This window comes from Planctomicrobium limosum, assembly GCF_051465645.1.
Classification (GTDB): Bacteria; Planctomycetota; Planctomycetia; order Planctomycetales; family Planctomycetaceae; genus Planctomicrobium.
In genome coordinates this window covers 3168975-3188134 of the sequence record NZ_CP195790.1, presented here as the reverse complement: position 1 = coordinate 3188134, position 19160 = coordinate 3168975, and the positions used below count along the sequence as shown (strand labels likewise).

Genomic DNA, 19160 nt, shown 5'->3' with positions numbered 1-19160 from the left:
GCATCGCGACAAATTGAGGAACGTGCTTCCGCTTTGGAAGCCTGCTCAATCTGGACTGACCGCTGATATTCGGTTGATTGTTTTCTGCTGTGTATGACGGTTGGTGCGATAAGTGTGTCTCTGTGAATAATAGCTTTGCGGGGTGACTTCCGAATAGGAGCACTTCTCGTTTCTTGTTTGTGACGGCCATGATCATCGAATCCACACAACGACTGATACGCATTGCTTCGCTGATTGTGGCGACAGCGATGTTCACCGGCATGTGGGCAAACGATGTTCCCCCCCGAGTTGGAACTGAATTCCGGTTCGTCACGTTGGTCGAATTGCCGGATGAGGAATTGCCAGCAGAGGCTCCGGTTGTATCTGTCGAAACGAAAGAAGAACCCGAATGGGAGGCACTTTCTCCATTGCCCGTCGTCGCAACGGTTCCAGCTGTTTCAGAAGATGACGACGGATGGATTGCGATCGATCCGTTCGAAAAGTTGCGAGAGAGCAAAGCTTCCCAAAAGGGGACTGCGGCCATTCAGAAAGCTGCTTCATTGCCAGTCAGTCGGACGGTGGATCACGACGGCCTCACTCTTTCTGTTCCGGCCATTCAGCAGCATGTTGAACTCTTGCCTGAGTCACTTCCGAACGGGGACTATCGCATCATTGATGAGTTCGGGGGAGTCGGCTGGTTGATGATTCGCGGGCAGCAAGGTCATTTGCCTGTTGAAGAAGGAGTCTGGACGACGACGATCGACGGGAAAACCGTTCGCTTTATTCGGGTCGCTCCACAACCAGACCGTGTCGTTTAACCTGCGTCGTTTCAATCGCGCTGGCTGATTCATCGCCGGTCAATTCCTCTGTCGCACTCAATTTGCAGTATGTGCCCCTGATTTCCAGCAAGTTCTGTCTGGAAGGTGCGTCGGGTGGCGACAAATCCGCTCGCGTGTTAGAACTGCAAGAGAGGCCATAGTCTGTTTTTCTGCGATGAGTTTGGGCAAAGTCCAACTTCGCCGAAAACGCATCGCCAGTACAGACCTGAGCCGAGAATTTCCTCCATGCAGAACGTGGACCCGTTCTGAGATGTGACCCGGAGACGAGGAGTCGCCTGTGCGTGCAGTTTTAAGACGGACTTTTTGCGCCGTAACGTTGACTGTTTTGATGCTCTGTGGATTGACCACAATTGCTTCAGCAGACGCTCCCAAAAATCTGGTTCTCGTTGCCGGAAAGCCGTCTCATCCTGCACGAATGCACGAATTCAATGCTGGTGTTCAGCTTCTCGCAAAGTGCTTGAAAGACGTGCCGGGCCTTCACGTTGATGTCGTATTGAACGGCTGGCCTGAAGACGAGACTGTGTTCAAACATGCGAACGCCATCGTCTTTTACATGGACGGAGGCGCCCGTCATGAAGTTGTTCAGGAGAACGGGCGCCGGCTGAAACTGATTGATGAACTTGCGAAGGCCGGTGTCGGCATCGGATGTATGCATTTCGGTGTGGAAGTCGTTCCCGATCAGGCTGGCGCCGAGTTTCTGCGTTGGATTGGCGGCCATTACGAAAATGCCTTCTCATGCAATCCGATCTGGGAACCGGAGTTCACTTCGTTTCCCAAGCACCCGATTACTCAAGGCGTGAAACCATTCAAAATTAAAGATGAATGGTATTTCAATATGCGGTTTCTCTCGGACTTTGATGGTCGCAAAGCTGCTCAATTTGGCGATGTGAAATTCACTCCGATTCTGGTGGCCGAACCGAGCGATGAAGTTCGCGATGGTCCCTATGTCTACCCGAAAGGGCCTTATGCTCACATTCAGGCGAATAAAGGCAAAGCCGAAGCCATGATGTGGGCGATTGAACGTCCGGATGGCAGCCGCGGGTTCGGCTTCACCGGTGGTCACTTCCATGACAATTGGGCCAACGACGAATATCGTAAAGTGGTGTTGAATGCCTTTCTTTGGGCAAGCGGGATGACCGTGCCTGAAAATGGAGTCGCTTCGAAAGTGACTCCGGAAGAACTGGAACAGAATCTCGACCCGAAGCCTCCGCGAAAATAGTTTTGTTTTCAACGTGAGAGGTGTCTGTTGAGTTTCTGGTGGTGCCAATGGGCATCGATTGAATCTTGATCCTTTAGAAAAGTTTAAAGTCCGACAATGGCTCTGGAAGTGGTGGAATTAACGATCGAGGCCGAACAGGTTGGTCGGCTGGATCAACTCGTGCAAACCATGACCGGGCGATCACGCTCGGAAGCCAGAGGATTGCTTGACCGGGATTGTGTGTTGCTGAACGGGCGGCCCTGTAAAAAGGGAGGCCTGATCGTCGAAGCCGGGAGCGTCGTGCAAGTGACTCACGATCCGCACACTCGATATAAGGAAGCAAAAGTTGAGCGGCCGCCAGCATATTTTCGCGTGCTGTTCGAAGATGAGTATCTGATTGTTGTGGATAAGGGCCCCGGGATTCTCACGGTTCAAACCGACAATGGTAACCAGAAGACGCTGATCGATTCCGTGACTGAATACCTGCGTCGTCGTCAGCGCGGAGCCAGAGCAGTTGCTGTCCATCGGTTGGATCGTGATACAAGTGGGACGCTCGTTGTTGCCAAGAATCCAAAGATCGCTGAACAGTTGATGGAGCAGTTTCGGATTCGCAAAGCGGAACGAGAGTATGCCGTTCTTGTTGCTGGTCGTGTGATGCAGAAGGAAGGAACCTTCCGGACGTACATGACGACGTCAAAGCGGCTGCAACGCTATTCTGTTGGGCCCGGCGAACAGGGCGAACTCGCGATCACTCACTTTCGCGTGAACGAATACTTGCGAGATGCCACATATCTCACTGCGATTCTGGAGACTGGGCGACGAAATCAGATTCGCGTTCACTTCGCAGAAGTAGGGCATCCCGTGTTAGGTGACGATCGTTATCGTCCACATGAAGCAAAGCATCCAGCATGGAGAAGTAAAGGTCTGGGATTGCATGCAGTTGTTCTCGGATTCGATCATCCGGTCACCGGCGAAGCAATGAAGTTTGAGGCCCCATTGCCTAAAGACTTCGAAAGGTTTCTGAGGTCTCAAAGCACCAAGAAACGCTCATAGGCTGATCGGGGTCTTCGTTATCGATCACTGAAACGGCCGTCAAGAAAAAACAGAAGCCGCTCCATGAGCGGCTTCTGTTTGTTTGTGAAAGCAGTCTTCTAAGAGCAAGCGTGTTATTGAGCTGCCGCTGTCTTGCATCGTTCAATCGTGAAGATCAAGACCATTGCGCCGCCACGTTCATCGATCCCGAGAATGGCTTCTCGATCGAAAAAGCCTTGCAGGTCTTTCTGCTTCCCTGTGCCCGTGCACACGTCCAGTAGATGACCATTGGCACCAGCGCGAATCAGCACAGCGTTCCAGGCCCGATCGATTGCAGGTGAAAATTCCTCTTTTGACAGCCAACCGCGATTCACCCCGCGTTGCATTGCAAATCCCAACATGCAGGTTGCTGTCAGTTCGCGGTACGCAGATGGTTCGTCGATGACCTGTCGCCACGCTCCTGTGAGATCCTGATGTTTCAGCAATGCTTTCGCGTGAGCTTGGAAATCTGGCAAAATCTTTGTGTGAACTTCCTTTGCTCGCGCGACGAGTGCAGGGGATTGCTTCGGATCTTGAATGAGCGTTTCCAGCTCTGTTAAAGCGAGTGAAAGCCCGAGCATTGGGAAGCCGTTGCCTCTTCCCCAGGCGGCTTCTGATAATGGAGAGCTTCGATAGATTCCATCCGGTCGCAGGCAGAGTCCTTTGATGAATTCAAAGTGACGCACCAGCTGATCCAGGTACTTCGTGTCCCCTGTCAGCCGCGCTGCCGCCGCAAGCATTGGAGTCCCCATGAAGACGGCATCGCTCATCTCATGGTGCATCGGCATGGACGGCAGTGGATTTCCTGCTTCATCGAAGCCAACACTGACCGCCTTTTTGATAAGTTCGATTGCGCGTGGATCGCCAGTTCGGTTGGCCCAATCCACGAAGACCAGATGCCCTGAGACGACGCTTCCATTGGGATCCGCCTTCGCAGTCGTGTTCTCCAACCATGGTGTCAGGATTTTCTCGACATCCGGTTTCACTGTCTTATCGCCGGTCAACGCAGCGAATTCCTGTCGAGCGATAATCGCGAGGGCAGGTTGGTACATGACTTTCTTCAGGTCATGTCCATACACCTTTGTCATCTGCTCGGCGACCTGATGCGGCGTGCGAGACTGGCGTGACTGAAATTCGATCCTCAATGGAGAAGTGCTTGCACCTTTGACGGCTGCAGGGAACACCTCATCGAAGCCCGTCTTGGCTTTTTGCTCTACAGTCCATTTTGAAATCGGTGTTGCCAGCAATGCGACTGGAAGTTGGACGGAGTGCGTTTTTCCGTAGCCTGCCACACTATTGTTCTTCACTGCATTCGCCAGAGAAGTTTCAGACCAGGCAGGAACGGGTTCATTGATGAACTCAATGACGATATCTGTTCCAGTCCAGGCAACTGCTCGCCAAATTGCAGCGGCAGTGCGTTGTCCTTTTGTGTTGTATGCGGAACCGGTTGGAGGAAATGACAGTCCAGCCGGAACAGGGACGACGACGAACTGGAGTTCACGCTTTGCTAACTTGGAAAGTTGTTGGCGAAACGAATTGATGTCCTGCAACTGCCGGGGAGTGTTCGCTGATCCTGTCTCTGGGACTGTGATCAGAATGCGTGGTGCGTCGGCGAGTTCTCCCTGATTCGCGAAGATACTGGCATCACCAGTCGCGATCAGAGGAATGCCTTCATCACGACGGCCAATTTCTACCTGAAGGTCTCCGCTTGATTTTGTCACCCCTGAATTGAGATCGCTCCCGCTTGCAGGAACAACGGAAAGGGCTAGCATCAGGATGCCTGCAGGAAAATAGCGGCAGGTTCGCAACTGAGACACAAACGTCATTGTCTTCTCCAGGCGTGAGCAACTTCAGGGGACTGGCCTATTTACCGGGTTGAGCTGGTGCAGGTTCTGTCTCAGGTGGTCGAGTCGCTTGAGTTGCTGCCTGACGCATTGCTTCCAGGTATTGAGTCGTTTCGTCTTTTTCTTCGACACCCGGTGGAGCCATATAGATGAACTGGCCGTCCGGCACAGGCTGGTCCAGTATGATGTTGGAGAATTCGACGGTAATCAACGGTCGTAGCGAATTCTGGTCGTTGCTGGTTCGCTTGAGATACAGGAACTTCTCAGGGAACAGTGTTTCCTTCTCAAGATAGACGCGAACGACGTCAGGAAGAAAGTTTTCAACCTGACTGGCGGCACTTCCGAGCCCAACGATGAGTTCATTCTTACGATCTGGACGCAAGCGACCTTGCAGAACCAGATAATCGCGTCCATCGACAGTCTGTGTGCGAATCGGAGACAGGATCAAAGTGCGTTCGAGCATGGCCAGAATCGCAGGAATCCCCCCGATTCCGACTTCTGCTTCCAGAAGCGCTTCAGACAGATTCGCGGCTGGGTGAGCATCCTTGATTCCCAGTGCTTCCCGGCGAATTCGCTGGATATCTCGCCGGGTGAGTTCGATCTCTGGCGGAGCAACTGCGGCGACTTTCTCGTTGACGGCGGCAATTTGACGGCGGGTGTGAAGCAATTGGCCGTCGCAAACCTCAAGAAATTCTCCCTGAAGGTCTCCCAGCGAGAGTTGATATTGAAATCGATAGCGAAATCCGGCCGCAGCCAGATAAGAACCGGTCGATTTTACTCGTTGCGGACCAATTGAGATGACCTGAGACATCTGCGCCTGAATCGATCGACGCTCGAAAAGGCGGTTTCGAGCCTGTCTCAGAAGCTCGACGGCCTCGGTGTCAGAAATGGTTGCCTCAGCGTCCGCCTGAGGCGTTTCTGCCCCGTTTGTGGCCTTGGTGTCGCCCTTAACCTCTTGCCACGCAAGGACTCCCGTAGCAAATACCCCCAAAAGGATGAGCATAAGTCCCGCGGCGGTCAGTGTTGTTAGTTTGTTCATGTTGTCCTGAAGGTGCCGAATTTTCCAAAGATTGGTGCCTTGTCAATCCGAAAACAGAGATGGCCGAAGAATCATTTCGTTAAATGCGTGATGCCTGCGGGAACAACCTCAAGCAGTACATGCCGTCGCGGCCCGGTCGGTTGGATTTTAGCCAGTCACGGAAAGATTGGTCGACCGCAATCCGGAGCGAATCACCGGGACCACAAGGAAGAGGAAAAGCGATGAGACTGTATTTCCTGGCACTGGGCACCTTGCTCATCGTCTGCGTGGGCTGCGCCGCCGACGGACAGCAGGCGTTGAAGAAAAATGAGTATCATGCACCGCCAGCGCAAATGCTGGCACAGCCAGGCCCTATGGTGGGCGGACCTGGACCGGGTGTGATGGGACCACATGTGTCACTGGCGTCACATCAGGCGCCAGCAGCCTGTCCACCGGGTGCAGGCATGAATATGCCGATGAACGTTCCAGGCGGATTCGGAATGATTCCAAATGGGCCACCACGCACCTCACAGGTACGTTTCCTCGGTCCAGAGGGCATGGCAATTGGCTGGCAGATCGGGCCATCATTCGCTGAGAACCAGCTGATTGCTCCAGATCGCTATAACTTCGCACAGGGAGCGACTTACCGCCTGAAATTGGCCGGTATTCCAGGTCGCGAAGGCCTGACTGTCTATCCTTCTCTGCATGTTTATCCAGTGCAGGCTCAGACAGCTGCTTACCTTGAGCACAACGCTCTGCCAATCCGTATTACCGACGAAGATCTCGACCAGATCGAGACCAACAACTTCGTTACCAAGGTGATCTACCTGCCAGACGCACGTTTCCAGGAACTGGCAATCGCCGGGGTTGAAGAACTTGTTTCAACTCGCCTTGGCCCAGGCCTCGATCCAGTTGCTGAAGCAGATCGTCGCGGAACAATCATGGCTGTCCTCCGCATGGGGAACATGAATCTTGAAGTTCCTGGCTCACAGGCATTGCTGATGGGGCAGAACGGTCAAGGCCAGCAGATTCGTCTGGTGAATGGTGAGCAAGGACAGTTCATGGCACCAGTTCCAGTGAGCGGACACCTCGACTCAACACTGGGAAGCGGTGTTCCAGGCGACATGATGATGGGCGGCCCAGCTGGCCCAGGTCGTCCTCCATACGATCCAATCGTCGGTATGAATGGGGTTCCAATGTACGGTTACCCAACCGTTGGAACACCAATCGGACTGCCAGGACCTCCACATATCCCACTGGGACGTCCAGCCGGTCTGAAGTCGCACACCATGCGAAACACCACGGACTACAACATTCCTCGACCAGTTGACCACATGCTGATCGATGTCCGTCACGAGCCAGGTCTGAGCCTGCCTGAACCTGTCCGCTACATGCAGTACACCGAGAAACACCCGGTCTACCAGCAAGGCGAGACTTCAATGCCAGCTTGGGCAATGCCAGCTCAGTAATGAATTGTTGATTCTGGTCAGCCGGGTTCGTCCCGGCTGACCTCATTGACACTGCTTCCATTACGTGTGAACCAGCGGTCAGTTTCGAATCATCTTGAACTGTGATTTCTCCGGCTTGTTCGGGGTGTCAACTTCAAACAACTCTCCTTTTCAAACGTAATCAAAACGATGTTCGAAAAGACTCGCCATCGTCTGTTCTTGAGCCTGTGCGTTGCCGGATTGTTTTCCGCGACCGCATTGCAGGCTGAAGAACGCTATACACTCCTCGATCATCGCGGGCCGACCGGGATGGCAGGGCGTTGGAGTGCACTCACTCGACCGGGAATTGCAGGTTCGCCGCAACCTGTGCGAATCAGTCTGCCTGGAACAGGGCGGATTACGTTCTTCACGATGTCCCAGCAAGGTCAGGCGCAGATTGACCAGAATGCTCCGGCGCTTGCTGGAATGGGCGTCGGCTACGTGTATCGGGTCTGCATTAGCGACATGCCGGATTACCCAGGTGTCCGGCTCTATCCCACAATTGAAGTGTTGGACCGGTTGCATCCTCCGGCCGGCAAGGAACTTGAGTTTCCAATTCCGATTCAGATCACTGCTGAAGAAATTGAAACAGTGATGCAGGATCGAATGGTGACCAAAGTGGTCTATCTGGAGCAGCCGGATATTGCGTTTCCGGTTGTTCAGGAAGGGGGCGCTCGCATTGAGAACCTTCCTCCAACTTCCAATCTGATTGAAGCAGCTGATCGTCGTGGGCGACCAATGGCGATCGTGCGAATCGGCGGACGAATCCCATCTGCGAATGCATCATCCGATGAATTCTTTTCCGGATCCCCGCTGCAGATTCTCCGTCCGTAGTCTGGCAGGAAACACCGTTTATCAATCGCGACTTGCGACTCTGATGAGCTGAATTGCTGAATCCCTGTTGAATGGGATTCAGCTGAACTTTTCGGGAAACGTAATCATGGCATCTCAACCAAAAAAATTCTCTGCTCGCCATCAGAATTTGCCTTGGCGTCACGCTGCGGCTTTGGGATTGTTGCTGTGTAGTTCCTCTTGCAGTTCTGCCAGCAAATACGTCCAGAACACCTTCTCGCCGAACCAACCGGCAATGGCGTCTGCTGCCGAGCAGTCGGACGCTTCGGCTAGTACGAATGCCCCAGGGACAGCGACCATGGGGCGATCACGCGCCGCTGGTCTGAAGGCCGATCAGCAAAAGCAGGTTGCTGCAACTGACAGCAAGCAAAGCGAAGTTCTCACCCGAATTTCCAAAGGGGAAGATCCCTTTGCTGTGATGCCATCTTCAACGAAGGTCGAGCAGGTCTCTGCCGAATTTCCGGCTCCGGGACCGAAATCACCTGCGTTCGCAGACGTTGATCCGATCAGTCACAAAGCGGAGCCACGCGAAGCACTGTCGGCAACGGCATTGCCACCGACAGGTTTTGCTCCAACCGGCTTTGCTCCAACGGGTGTTGTGCCACAGCAGCACGCATCGGCGACCGGAATTCCGATTGAAGCCTGTCCGCCGGGCGTTGCCCCTTGGGCTTTGAATCCGTACCCGGGACCAGGTTCACGAGCGGATGAGTACGTACGCGATGGGGGCGATAACGGTCTCCCTGTCCATTACGAAGGGAAGTACCGTGCTGGCCTCGAAGTCGAGGACACCATTGCAGAATACATGGATGAAGAAGGCAAAGTTCGACTGAAACCAAGTACGCAGGCTGCGATTTACGCCCCGCGGTTTGGTGAAGTGCGATCAGCAACCTTGCCTAAAGAAGATATGTCTGTCGCCAAAGCGGTGGGGCATCAGGACGGACGAACTGTTGCTGGTTTGAACACCAAGCAGGTGACCAGCGAACAGGTTCAGCGTGATGAACCGTTGGGGATGCAGACTCGAACAAGAGCCAGCGGGTTGCGAGCACGCGTTGCAGATGATCAACTGGATAAGGCAATCGGTGCACAGAACCATGTGAAACTGGTGAATGCCTTCGAAGATATTCGCTTCCTGCAGGAAGGTCGTTTCGAGCGAATTACAACGGCGTCACTCGGGCTGAGTGTGGCTGCTGCTCAAGAATGGGCAGATGGACGTCGGCCGATTGTGGTCGCTCAGGATGTAACTGGCGATCTAGTACAGGGAGTCTTCTCTGTTCAAGACTTCACTGGTTCAGAAGATCGTCGTACACCGGGCGAGCTGAAACTCGTCAAAGTTGCAGACAAATCATCTGCTCACCCAGGCGACATCGTCACCTTCACCATTCGCTTTGATAATGTCGGCGAACGTGATCTGTTGAAGATTCGGGTGATCGACAACCTTTCACCACGACTGGAGTTCGTGGAAGGCTCGATTTCGGCCAATATGGATGGCAAGATTGATGTGACCGATAACGGTCAGGGAAGCAAATTGCTGACCTTCGAATTCGACCAGCCACTCAAAGGCAAAACTGGTGGATTCGTCAGCTTCCAGTGTAAGGTTCGATAAGGCTGGGCCGGTTGGCTGGCCTGATGATTGCGACATCGATTCAATAAAAGTGCCCCGGCAATCTTGCTGGGGCATTTTTATTTGATTTGATATTCTGGCCGATGTTCAATCGAGGCGAACACCGTCTGCGTCTCTCTGCGGACGTTCTTTGGAGTCCGTCGCAGATCTGATCAACTGCCAATGAAAAGACCGAACTGGTCTAGACTGGCCATTCGTGACCGCAGGCGTTGCAGCTGAAGCCAACGAGTGAACCGGTGCCTGGAATCATGCGTCCGTTGCGACCAATTCGGCCGTTGTTCAGCTCGATCACTTCAACAGTGACTCGATTGCAGATAGGGCAGCACTGATTCTTGCGTTCCAGACGGGCACGATCGCCAGCAGTCCGTTTTTCAACAGGCTGCTGAGTCGCAAAATCCAGAAACGAGATGATGCGTGGGTGTTCTTCGACAGATGAATTATCGGACAACAGAGCGAGGTGGCTCATGCCTGATTCCTTTCAAGCAGCAGTGAAGAGACCGAGAAAACGTCGCGATCCATGCTTCGTGCCGGTGAAAATACACCGGTTATTCCAGTTGAGCAACCGTGCATGTGTACAGGTTTGTGCCCACTTGGAATTGAAGCAACTAGATCTTGTGGATAATGTGAAAAGGTCTACTGCATCTGGAAAAAGAATTCGGCACAATTTGCCGAATTCTTGACCGGAAGGAACTGCCGATTCTCATCAAATTTGTGATGTGACCTCCTGACGTGATTTTCCGGTAGAGATTCGCCAAGCTACTCACTTCAGTTGATTAGCCTGACAGGGCGCATTCCGGCATGGCTGTCGGATGCGATCGCAACATACCGGATGAGGCGGCGGACGCGGCGTGAACTACGATACGGTCATTATTGGTGCAGGGATGTCTGGGTTGGCAGCGGGAATCCGCATGGCCTATTACGACAAGAAAGTCTGCATTCTCGAACGGCACACCACCATCGGCGGACTCAACTCCTTCTACCGGATGAGAGGAAGGAATTTCGATGTCGGGTTGCATGCTGTCACCAACTATGCGGCACCTGGAACAAAGACAGGCCCATTAGCCAAGCTCCTGAAACAGTTACGACTGAGGTGGGACGATTTCGATCTCTCCCCGCAGTTGGGATCGTCGGTGGTGTTCCCCGGCCATACGCTGAAGTTCAATAACAACTTCGAGCAATTTCAGGACGATGTCTGCCGTGAGTTCCCGGATCAGGCTGATGGATTTCGAAGTCTTGTCGCGAAGATCGACCAGTTCGATGAATTGAATCTGGATCAACATGCAATCTCGGCCAGAAAAGTGGTGGGCGAGTTTCTGACTGATCCAGTATTGATCGACATGCTGTTTTGCCCGTTGATGTTTTACGGGTCAGCATTGCCTCATGACATGGACTTCAATCAGTTCGTGATCATGTTCAAGAGCATTTTCAAAGAGGGCTTTTCACGGCCATATGATGGTGTCCGTCAAATCCTGAAAACGTTGACGAAGCATTACAAAGCACTTGGCGGGGAACTCAAACTCCGGCATGGAGTGAAAGAGATCCTGATCGAAAATGGAAAAGCGATCGGCGTGATTCTCGATAACGGAGAAGTGATCCGCGCAAAGAATGTTCTCTCATCGGCTGGTGTCGTTGAAACGAACCGGATGTGTGGGCAACTTGCTTCACAGCCTGAGCCTGCCGCTGGTGCCGTCTCGTTCAATGAGGCGATCTTCGTTCTGGACTGTAACCCCAAAACGCTTGGCCATCACGAGACGATTGTCTTCTACAATGATGCCGAGAAGTTTCACTACGAGGCACCTGTCGAGCCTATTGATCTGCGGAGCGGAATCATCTGCTCACCAAACAATTTCCAATATGCAGATGGTGCAGAGTTAGAAGAGGGCTACATCCGAATCACGGCACTTGCAGATCCGGGGTATTGGATGACAGTCGATCAGGAAGAGTACTACGCCGCAAAGCAGTCCTGGTGCGACAAAATGGCGGAAGCGGCTGTGAAGCACATTCCGGACTTCCGCAAACACATCATTGATACAGACGTCTTCACTCCCAAGACGATTCATCGTTTCACGTGGCACTTAAACGGCGCCGTTTATGGTGCGCCTGTGAAGGTGCTGAACGGGATGACATCGATTCCAAATCTATATCTCTGCGGGACGGATCAGGGGTTCCTTGGAATCATTGGATCAATGCTTTCCGGAATCACGATGGCGAACAACCATTTGATCATGGACTAATGATGAAGGACTGACTCGTCTGTTCGATGCGCCTGGATCATGCTCTCCTCGGTATCCATCATCTGATGACGAGAAACAAAAAAAGCGGCCTTCTTCAGAGTTGAAGAAGGCCGCTTTTCTATTTTGAAATCCAAACTATTCCACTTTTGGTGGCAGTGCCTGGATCTTCGGTTCTGCTGGTGGAAGCGGAGCCGGCATCCCCGGTTCAGGAACCAGAGTTGCTGGAGTCGAGATCAGTGGGACTCCTTCAACAGGGGCGGCATAAGTTGGCATCGTTTCAGCAGGCGTTTCGAAGTAGATATCGTTGACTGGGCCTGCAGACGAGAACGGCTCTGTTGCGTACTTCAGGACGCGAGAGGCATCTCGACCGTGGTTTCGTGCATCCGAATTGTACTTCGCGTCGGTGTATGCTTCCTGAGCCCAGCTGCCTTCTGACAGGAAAATGGCATTGTGCGTCAGGATTGTCCCTTTGCGGAACTGCATGTCGTTGAGAGCTTTGTTGTATTGGACCAGACTGTCGTAGTAAGCCACTTCGGCTTCAGCCTGTCGCAACTGGGCACGCAACAGTTCGTCCAGCAGGATCGTCCCTTCCCGAATGTTGGGTTCGAGGAATTTGACGTTCTCGCGAGCGGCAATCATTCGGTTCATGTTCAGTTCTGCGGCGGCATAGGCTCGCGCAATTTCCTGGAACGACGTCGCCAGTTCGAGTGTGACTTCTTTTTCCTGCTCGACAAGAACCCGTTGGGCTTTGGCAACTCGAAGTTCGTAGTTACGAACCTGAGCCATTGCCGCCCGGAACCCGATGGCCCAGTTGAACTGGACACCCAGATTCCAACCGGTTTCATTTCCGGCTGTCATATTCTCATAGAAGTGTGACGTCGGGGCTGTCCCGTTGTATCCGAGGAGGTCGTCCCCGAATCCGTTCACCTGGTAACCGCTCACAAAGTTCAACTGTGGGCGAACCAGACTTTTTGCAGCATCCAACTGCAGTTCCATGCTCTTGAGATTCCATTTCTGGGATCTCAATTCCACACGCTGGGTCATCGCTTCCGTCAAGCTGACATACCAGTCCGGGACAAGTTGTGCCGTAACCGGTTCGTCCAGTGGTCGCAGAGTTGTTCCATCACTTGCGGACAGTCCCATCAGGCGTCGCATGCGGACTTCTGCTGAGTAAATCTGTGACCGCGAGTTCACAGAAGCTGCTTCGGTGGCAAAGTACTGGTCTCGAGCCTGTGCGACTTCCGCTCTGGTTCGAACTCCTCCCTGCAACTGCAGGTCCGCGATTCGCCAGGTTAGTAATGCAGATTCTCGGGCGGTGACCGCAGTGTGGTAATTGCGGTACGCCTGATAGAGTTCCCAGTAGGTGTCTTCCACATCCTTGACGAGATTCCGCAACGCCAGTTCGAAGGTGGCGATGGAAATATCCTCATTGATTCGGGCGATCAAGACCCCTTGTCCGACACCGCTCACCCCGCCGAATGACTGTCCGATTGGACCGGCAATCTGTGTGAAGTGAGTTCCCGATCCGGCCAGCAACGGCAAGGTGTAGTTCACACCTGCTGCTCCGGCATAGGAGGATGGGTACGCCAGTCCGGGTGAATTGGAACCGAGGTAATTGACGTTGTGATTTAAGGAGATCACCCCCCCGTTACCGAAGGTCTTCTGCAAGTTGGCGTTGAAGGCCGCTGTTTCGCTGGTCATCGTTGACAGCGGAGCGAGACCAACTCCACCAACCGCGCTGTTGGCGATCTGCTCGTTACGTCCCCAGAGCATGCTGGCGTTCACCTGGGCATCGAACGCAGCCAATGCTGCTTCCACCCCGCGGCCGCCAAACAACACGCCCGATGCTTGAATCGCCGGGTCGTATTGGGTGATCTGCCCGTTCGGATTCGTCATCAACGTGCCACCGTTCGTCATGAATGCTCCGGCTGTCCGGATCACCTGACTATTCTGCAATGCAAACTGCATTGTCTCGGCGAGCGTGATGTCCCGAATCGGAATTTCTTCCGTGTCGAGAATCGTTTGTGGAGGAGCAGCGGACGACACTTCCGGTGGAAGTGGCTTATTCACATTCGGGTAAGAGACCTCTGTGGCGTGTGCCCGATATTTGTCGCGTTTTTGCTCTCCTAAGTAGGAGACGTCAGTGCGATCACGGACACAGCCAGACAGGAGTGTAGAAGTAACAGCAGCAATTGCTGTCCATTTTCGTAGTACGATTTGTCTTCCAATGACCATTTTGCTGATGCTCCCAGCAGCAGGAAATCTACGCTTTGCATGGAAGCTATCGTCCGCTTAAACGGCGCTCGATAAACGATTCCCCCTTTGGTCATGACCGTTGCAGGGCATAAGTCGATATTGCTCGTCATGAGTTGCAGAACCATTGGTACTGCGAGAATGCGAATGTTTTTCCCAAATTGCCGAACCGGACTGCTGGCTCGAATGGTGATTTCACGGCGATTTTCTGATGCAATGGTTTGTGGTTCTGTTTGTTCTAAGTTGCTATTTGGGGGTTAGTTGCGTTGAGTTTGTTTGTTTTGATATGGCGGGAAACTGCTGCTTATTCGAGCGAAAGTGGAGGTTTGTTGACCGGGAGATTCCCGGGTTTGTTCGTAGGGGAATGGATTGTGGAGGCGACTGCCTAAAGGGAACCAATCAGATAGACACTTATGTGTTTATGAAGGTCGTGATGATGATCGTGCCTGCGAGGAAGTTGCTGAGGTTGAGGTAATTTTGGGTTGTTGTCGTTTGTTGTTCAGGCGCGAATACGCAAAGAGATCGGTTTGTGTTGATTTGTGGTGATGGAATTCCCGCGACGTTCAGGAGATTGAACAGTCTTTCATTTTCAGATGAGCGGTTCTTGTCGCGCAGAGTGCAAGTTTGCCAGTAAAGCAGCAGTGTTCTGGCCGTCGGAGATGCGCAGGATGTTGTGAAATATGCTCTAATGTGCACATCGCACGCATCAAATCCTTCCCCGGTTCTATCAGGAAATCCACGTGTCGCTTCCTGCTCCGCTTCCAACAAATACTGGATCGACAACTGCAGCACCTCGTCGTCCAATTGTGGTGATTGGGGGAGGGATTATCGGAGCGAGCTGTGCACACTATCTCGCTACTGCAGGGGCACCTGTACTGCTGATTGATCGTCGCGAGTTCGGCAGCGGCTGTTCACATGGGAATTGTGGTTACGTTTCTCCGAGCCATGTGTTGCCGTTGTGTCGCCCGGGAGCGGTTTCATCGACGATGAGGACGTTTTTCAAACGGAACTCACCGTTCAAGATGCGGTTTCGATTTGACTGGCAGTTCTGGTTGTGGCTCTGGGAATTTGCCCGACGCTGTAATCGAATTGATGCCCTGCAGGCGGGGCAGGCGCGGCACGCTTTGCTGCAGTCTTCCAGAGCACTCTATGACGAATTGTTTGCGAATCAGGTCATCGGAGACTGCGACTGGGAGACGAAAGGACTCCTCTTTGTCTTTCAGAATTTCCCGCATTTCGAAGAATTCGGAAAGACGAACGAGTTGCTGCTGAACGAGTTCAATTTGGGAGCAAAGCGTCTTGATGGTGACGAACTGGTCAAGATGGAACCGGCTCTCAAGCCCGGTCTGGCAGGCGCCTGGTATTACGAAAACGATGCCCACTTGCGTTCAGATAAACTGATGCAGTCGTGGAAGACGCGGCTGATTCAGGATGGAGTGATGATTCGCGAGAACTGCGAGCTCATTCGGATGGAAGAGGGAGATCACGGTGTTTCTGCGATTCTGACAACCAATGGACGAATTGAAGTCGACCATGTTGTTATTGCGACTGGAGCCTGGACCCGGTTGATGCGCGATCAACTTCGCTCCTATATTCCAATTGAGCCCGGCAAAGGCTACTCCATTACGATGAAGCGTCCGGAGATCTGTCCGACGTACCCGATGCTTCTGGAAGACCACCGTGTCGGGGTAACTCCAATGGGCGACGCCTATCGATTGGGGTCGACGATGGAATTCGCGGGATTCGATCCGACGCTGCGACGAGACCGCCTGAAGTTACTGACAGAAGGGGCGTCTCAGTATCTTCATGAACCGTACACCGAGCCGTTCTATGAAGAGTGGTATGGCTGGCGTCCGATGAGTTGTGATGGTGTTCCGCTGATCGGTCGGGTTCCGTCCTTTAAGAACGTCTGGGTCGCTGCCGGACATAGCATGTTGGGGCTTTCGATGTCTCCGGCGACCGGAAAACTGATTGCCGAAATGATCATCGGCAAGTACCCGCACATCGACCCGCACCCTTATCGACTCGATCGATTTTAATCCGACGACGGCGTCGGGGGAGCCGTTGTTTTCCAACTGCTTCGACCTGCTGTTGCTGTGAAGTGAGTACAAAAAAAGAGGCGGGCGCCAAATGCTGGTGCCCGCCTCTTTGAGTTCCGCAAGATATTGTGGATCTGCTGATGTTCTGTTACCAGATTGTGATCTCGGTTTCGAGGTCAATGCCGTGATGTTCACGAACGCGTGCCTGAATCGCATTGATCAGGTTCAACACGTCGGCCGAAGTTGCACCGGGAGTCGTGACAATGAAGTTGGCGTGACGATCGCTGACTTCGGCTCCCCCGATTCGCATTGCTTTCAAGCCAGCCTGTTCGATCAGACTTCCGGCACTCAGCCCGCGAGGGTTTTTGAAGATGCAGCCTGCGGACTGAAATGAGAATGGTTGTGATGCCTTCTTCGTGATCCAGACCTGACGCATTCGGCGGGTCAGTTCGTCGATGTCGCCAGCTTTCAGGTCCAGTTCGGTAGACAGGATGACAGCGTCTGTGATGCTGCTGCTGCGGTATCCGAAGGACAGTTCGTCGCCGCTACGCGTGACGATATCACCTTGCGATGTCATGACTTCGACAGATTTGACGAACTGCCCAATCTCTCCGTGGCGACCGCCTGCGTTACCGCGAATCGCACCACCAACAGTTCCCGGAATTCCAACGAGTGATTCCAGACCAGCGAGTCCGGCACTGACGGTTTGGGAAATGACGTGTGACAGCAGGGCGCTTCCACCGGCGCGGACTGTCGATCCATTTACGGAGATCTGTTTGAACTCGTCGCCATTCAGCTGGATGACTAACCCGCTGACCCCTTCGTCTCGAATCAGAAGGTTAGAGCCTCCTCCAAGGATCCGGACGGGAATGTCTTCCGCTTCGGCAGCTTTGACAATGCGCTGCAGCTCGTCGACGGTTTTCAGTTCCGCGAAAACTTGTGCAGGCCCGCCGATTTTCAGCCACGTGTGCTGAGCCAGTGGTTCATCGAGTCGGATTTGGTCGGCGAATTCAGTCAATAAAGTCATGATGTACGCGGGTTAGATCGCCCGCTCCCAAGGTCAAAATCACGGCGTCTTTGTCAGCGTCAGTCTGGAGTGTTCCCCAGAGATGGTCAAGACTTGCTATCCACCCAGTTGGCGAAGTGATTTGCTGCTGCAATTTCTGCGAGAGAGACACGTGTTCTGCGTTTATTGTTTCACGCGCTGCGAAAATTGGAAACAGATAAACGGTATCGGCCAGACTCAGGGCAGCCGCGAACTCGTTCAGCAGTGCTTTTGTGCGGGACGCCTGATGAGATTGAAAGACGCAGATCAGCTTTCGCCCGGGAAACATATTGCGAACGGCGGAAATTGCGGCTCGAATCTCGGTCGGATGGTGTGCGTAGTCATCGATGATCTCGGCGCCGCGCCAAGTTCGAATGCGCTCCAGACGACGTTTCAGTCCGGTGTAGGACTCGATTCCGGTGACGATTTCTTCCATTGATAGCCCGACGGCGTCGGCGCAGGCTGCTGCCGCAACGGAATTTAGCACATTATGTGTCCCCGGAACCTGAAGTCTGATCTGCCGGGAAACTTCTTGATGGTGGCGAAGCCGGAACCGCATCGAGAGGCCATCAGGGGTGACCTCAATCGCTTGCCAGTCTGAATCGGGGTCATTTAGAGAGAACGAAATTCGCTGACGTGTTCCAACTCCGAGCGCCTGTCGACTCGCTTCGCAATCCGATCGATAAATGATGGTTCCTTGTTCAGGGACCCGTCGAATGAAGTCTGAATATGCTTCAATTGTGTGATTCAAGTCTGGAAAGCAGTCGAAATGGTCTGCTTCAATTCCCAGAATACAGGCGACTTGAGGAGACAGACTGACGAAATGGCGACGGAACTCGCACGCTTCAACAACGAGAAGCGAGCTTTCTCCTGCCCAACCGTTGGCGTGGCGATTGCGACTTTCCCCTCCACTGATCACGGTAGGCGAACGCTGTGCTGAGTCGAGAAGAATTCCCAGCATGGAGGTTGTCGTGCTTTTTCCATGCGTTCCGGCAATCGCAATACTCGTCGCCTGTCGTGTGAGTTCTGCAAGAACATCGACGTAGCTCAAACAGGGAATATTGAGACTGAGTGCCGCTTGCCGTTCGAGATTCGAGTCAGAAACAGCCGGGCTATAAACCAAAAGTTGACTGTCGTATGGGACATGACTGGCGTCGTGTCCACGATGAACGGAAATTCCTCGGTTGGCGAGCGTTTGCAGTGATAAGCGATCAGGAGAGCCATCGCTGCCAGACACCTGCCAGCCTCGGTCAGCAAAATATTCGGCCAGCGCCTTCATCCCCGCTCCGCAAATGCCAACGAGATGTACCTTTGCAGGGTGTTGTGCGTCAGGAGGATTCCACAAATCACGCATGGGGAAACTGATAATTCAAACGAGACATTCAGAAAGAAAAATAGAGTGCGAGCTTAACACGACGGCACGCAGAGTACATGGAGAGAAGCTGAGGCCTGCGATATGATTTTTCTCAACTCCTTTTCCGGAAGGAGAAAGAGTCTTATACTCAAATTGTTCACTGTACAGGTATTCCAGTCAGGCGATGGGCAGAGTTCATCGGCGCCATGGTCGTGGGAATTGTCTTTCTGTTGGACCAGCATCGCAATTGCGATGTCATGCGTCGGGCAACATTGACGGTGCAGACGTCAAGCGGGTTCTGCGTGATGGGAACCTGACCTCGAAGT

16 protein-coding genes are annotated in these 19160 nt (G+C 53.2%); 8 read left to right on the top strand and 8 right to left on the bottom strand.

Annotated elements, in window-relative coordinates:
- Positions 1–188 precede the first annotated feature (188 nt).
- From SH527x_RS11925 to SH527x_RS11915, 3 genes are all read left to right on the top strand, one after another.
- A complete protein-coding gene (locus SH527x_RS11925; RefSeq protein ID WP_437190903.1) occupies positions 189–797 on the top strand; it encodes a hypothetical protein in 609 nt (202 codons plus the stop codon).
- A 349-nt stretch (positions 798–1146) separates the two neighbouring features.
- Positions 1147–2037: a ThuA domain-containing protein gene (locus tag SH527x_RS11920; protein ID WP_437190902.1), complete on the top strand. Its 891-nt coding sequence runs from the start codon at positions 1147–1149 to the stop codon at positions 2035–2037.
- A gap of 96 nt (positions 2038–2133) precedes the next feature.
- On the top strand, positions 2134–3069 hold the full coding sequence (locus SH527x_RS11915; protein WP_437190901.1) for an RluA family pseudouridine synthase: 936 nt from the start codon (positions 2134–2136) through the stop codon (positions 3067–3069).
- A 113-nt stretch (positions 3070–3182) separates the two neighbouring features.
- On the opposite strand, the gene SH527x_RS11910 is transcribed toward SH527x_RS11915, so the two are convergent.
- On the bottom strand, positions 3183–4913 hold the full coding sequence (locus SH527x_RS11910) for a glycoside hydrolase family 88 protein (protein WP_437190900.1): 1731 nt from the start codon (positions 4911–4913) through the stop codon (positions 3183–3185).
- Between the two features lie 37 nt (positions 4914–4950).
- Complete coding sequence (locus SH527x_RS11905) at positions 4951–5970, bottom strand: hypothetical protein (RefSeq protein WP_437190899.1); 1020 nt, start codon at positions 5968–5970, stop codon at positions 4951–4953.
- Between the two features lie 221 nt (positions 5971–6191).
- Here SH527x_RS11905 and SH527x_RS11900 point away from each other — a divergent pair, with 221 nt between their 5' ends.
- Both SH527x_RS11900 and SH527x_RS11895 read left to right on the top strand, forming a co-directional pair.
- Positions 6192–7418, top strand: a complete 1227-nt coding sequence (locus tag SH527x_RS11900) for a hypothetical protein (protein WP_437190898.1) — start codon at positions 6192–6194, stop codon at positions 7416–7418.
- A 168-nt stretch (positions 7419–7586) separates the two neighbouring features.
- Positions 7587–8270, top strand: a complete 684-nt coding sequence (locus tag SH527x_RS11895) for a hypothetical protein (RefSeq protein WP_437190897.1) — start codon at positions 7587–7589, stop codon at positions 8268–8270.
- A 159-nt stretch (positions 8271–8429) separates the two neighbouring features.
- Here the strand turns inward: SH527x_RS11895 and SH527x_RS11890 are convergent, their stop codons facing one another.
- Positions 8430–8588, bottom strand: a complete 159-nt coding sequence (locus SH527x_RS11890) for a hypothetical protein (protein ID WP_437190896.1) — start codon at positions 8586–8588, stop codon at positions 8430–8432.
- Between SH527x_RS11890 and SH527x_RS11885 the strand changes: the two genes are divergently transcribed.
- Positions 8587–9891 (top strand): DUF11 domain-containing protein, encoded by a 1305-nt coding sequence (locus SH527x_RS11885; RefSeq protein WP_437190895.1) that lies wholly within the window; start codon positions 8587–8589, stop codon positions 9889–9891. The two genes, SH527x_RS11890 and SH527x_RS11885, sit on opposite strands and share 2 nt — an antisense overlap.
- 199 nt (positions 9892–10090) lie before the next feature.
- Here SH527x_RS11885 and SH527x_RS11880 read toward each other — a convergent pair whose 3' ends face one another.
- On the bottom strand, positions 10091–10375 hold the full coding sequence (locus SH527x_RS11880) for a hypothetical protein (RefSeq protein WP_437190894.1): 285 nt from the start codon (positions 10373–10375) through the stop codon (positions 10091–10093).
- Between the two features lie 382 nt (positions 10376–10757).
- Here SH527x_RS11880 and SH527x_RS11875 point away from each other — a divergent pair, with 382 nt between their 5' ends.
- The gene (locus SH527x_RS11875) at positions 10758–12143 is read left to right on the top strand and encodes a phytoene desaturase family protein (RefSeq protein ID WP_437190893.1); all 1386 of its coding nucleotides are present in this window, start codon (positions 10758–10760) and stop codon (positions 12141–12143) included.
- A 135-nt stretch (positions 12144–12278) separates the two neighbouring features.
- On the opposite strand, the gene SH527x_RS11870 is transcribed toward SH527x_RS11875, so the two are convergent.
- Positions 12279–14213, bottom strand: coding sequence for a TolC family protein (locus tag SH527x_RS11870; RefSeq protein ID WP_437190892.1), 1935 nt, complete (start codon positions 14211–14213; stop codon positions 12279–12281).
- A gap of 56 nt (positions 14214–14269) precedes the next feature.
- Positions 14270–14524 carry a hypothetical protein gene (locus tag SH527x_RS11865; RefSeq protein WP_437190891.1) on the bottom strand — a complete coding sequence of 85 codons (255 nt, stop codon included), beginning with the start codon at positions 14522–14524 and terminating at the stop codon, positions 14270–14272.
- Between the two features lie 612 nt (positions 14525–15136).
- Between SH527x_RS11865 and SH527x_RS11860 the strand changes: the two genes are divergently transcribed.
- A complete protein-coding gene (locus SH527x_RS11860) occupies positions 15137–16435 on the top strand; it encodes an NAD(P)/FAD-dependent oxidoreductase (protein WP_437190890.1) in 1299 nt (432 codons plus the stop codon).
- Positions 16436–16583: 148 nt separating this feature from the next.
- Here SH527x_RS11860 and murB read toward each other — a convergent pair whose 3' ends face one another.
- Together murB and murC are read right to left on the bottom strand one after the other, a co-directional pair.
- The gene (gene murB, locus SH527x_RS11855; RefSeq protein WP_437190889.1) at positions 16584–17462 is read right to left on the bottom strand and encodes a UDP-N-acetylmuramate dehydrogenase; all 879 of its coding nucleotides are present in this window, start codon (positions 17460–17462) and stop codon (positions 16584–16586) included.
- The gene (gene murC, locus SH527x_RS11850; RefSeq protein WP_437190888.1) at positions 17446–18834 is read right to left on the bottom strand and encodes a UDP-N-acetylmuramate--L-alanine ligase; all 1389 of its coding nucleotides are present in this window, start codon (positions 18832–18834) and stop codon (positions 17446–17448) included. The genes murB and murC overlap by 17 nt, the downstream gene beginning before the upstream one ends.
- Between the last annotated feature and the right edge of the window lie 326 nt (positions 18835–19160).

Coding starts and splice junctions, on each gene's coding strand:
- SH527x_RS11920 (WP_437190902.1), top strand. CDS start 1,147: ATGCTCTGTGGATTGACCACAATTGCTTCAGCAGACGCTCCCAAAAAT.
- SH527x_RS11900 (WP_437190898.1), top strand. CDS start 6,192: ATGAGACTGTATTTCCTGGCACTGGGCACCTTGCTCATCGTCTGCGTG.
- SH527x_RS11885 (WP_437190895.1), top strand. CDS start 8,587: ATGGGGCGATCACGCGCCGCTGGTCTGAAGGCCGATCAGCAAAAGCAG.
- SH527x_RS11905 (WP_437190899.1), bottom strand. CDS start 5,970: ATGAACAAACTAACAACACTGACCGCCGCGGGACTTATGCTCATCCTT.
- murB (WP_437190889.1), bottom strand. CDS start 17,462: ATGACTTTATTGACTGAATTCGCCGACCAAATCCGACTCGATGAACCA.
- SH527x_RS11895 (WP_437190897.1), top strand. CDS start 7,587: ATGTTCGAAAAGACTCGCCATCGTCTGTTCTTGAGCCTGTGCGTTGCC.
- SH527x_RS11880 (WP_437190894.1), bottom strand. CDS start 10,375: ATGAGCCACCTCGCTCTGTTGTCCGATAATTCATCTGTCGAAGAACAC.
- SH527x_RS11890 (WP_437190896.1), bottom strand. CDS start 8,588: ATGGTCGCTGTCCCTGGGGCATTCGTACTAGCCGAAGCGTCCGACTGC.
- SH527x_RS11915 (WP_437190901.1), top strand. CDS start 2,134: ATGGCTCTGGAAGTGGTGGAATTAACGATCGAGGCCGAACAGGTTGGT.
- SH527x_RS11910 (WP_437190900.1), bottom strand. CDS start 4,913: ATGACGTTTGTGTCTCAGTTGCGAACCTGCCGCTATTTTCCTGCAGGC.
- SH527x_RS11865 (WP_437190891.1), bottom strand. CDS start 14,524: ATGGTTCTGCAACTCATGACGAGCAATATCGACTTATGCCCTGCAACG.
- murC (WP_437190888.1), bottom strand. CDS start 18,834: ATGCGTGATTTGTGGAATCCTCCTGACGCACAACACCCTGCAAAGGTA.
- SH527x_RS11925 (WP_437190903.1), top strand. CDS start 189: ATGATCATCGAATCCACACAACGACTGATACGCATTGCTTCGCTGATT.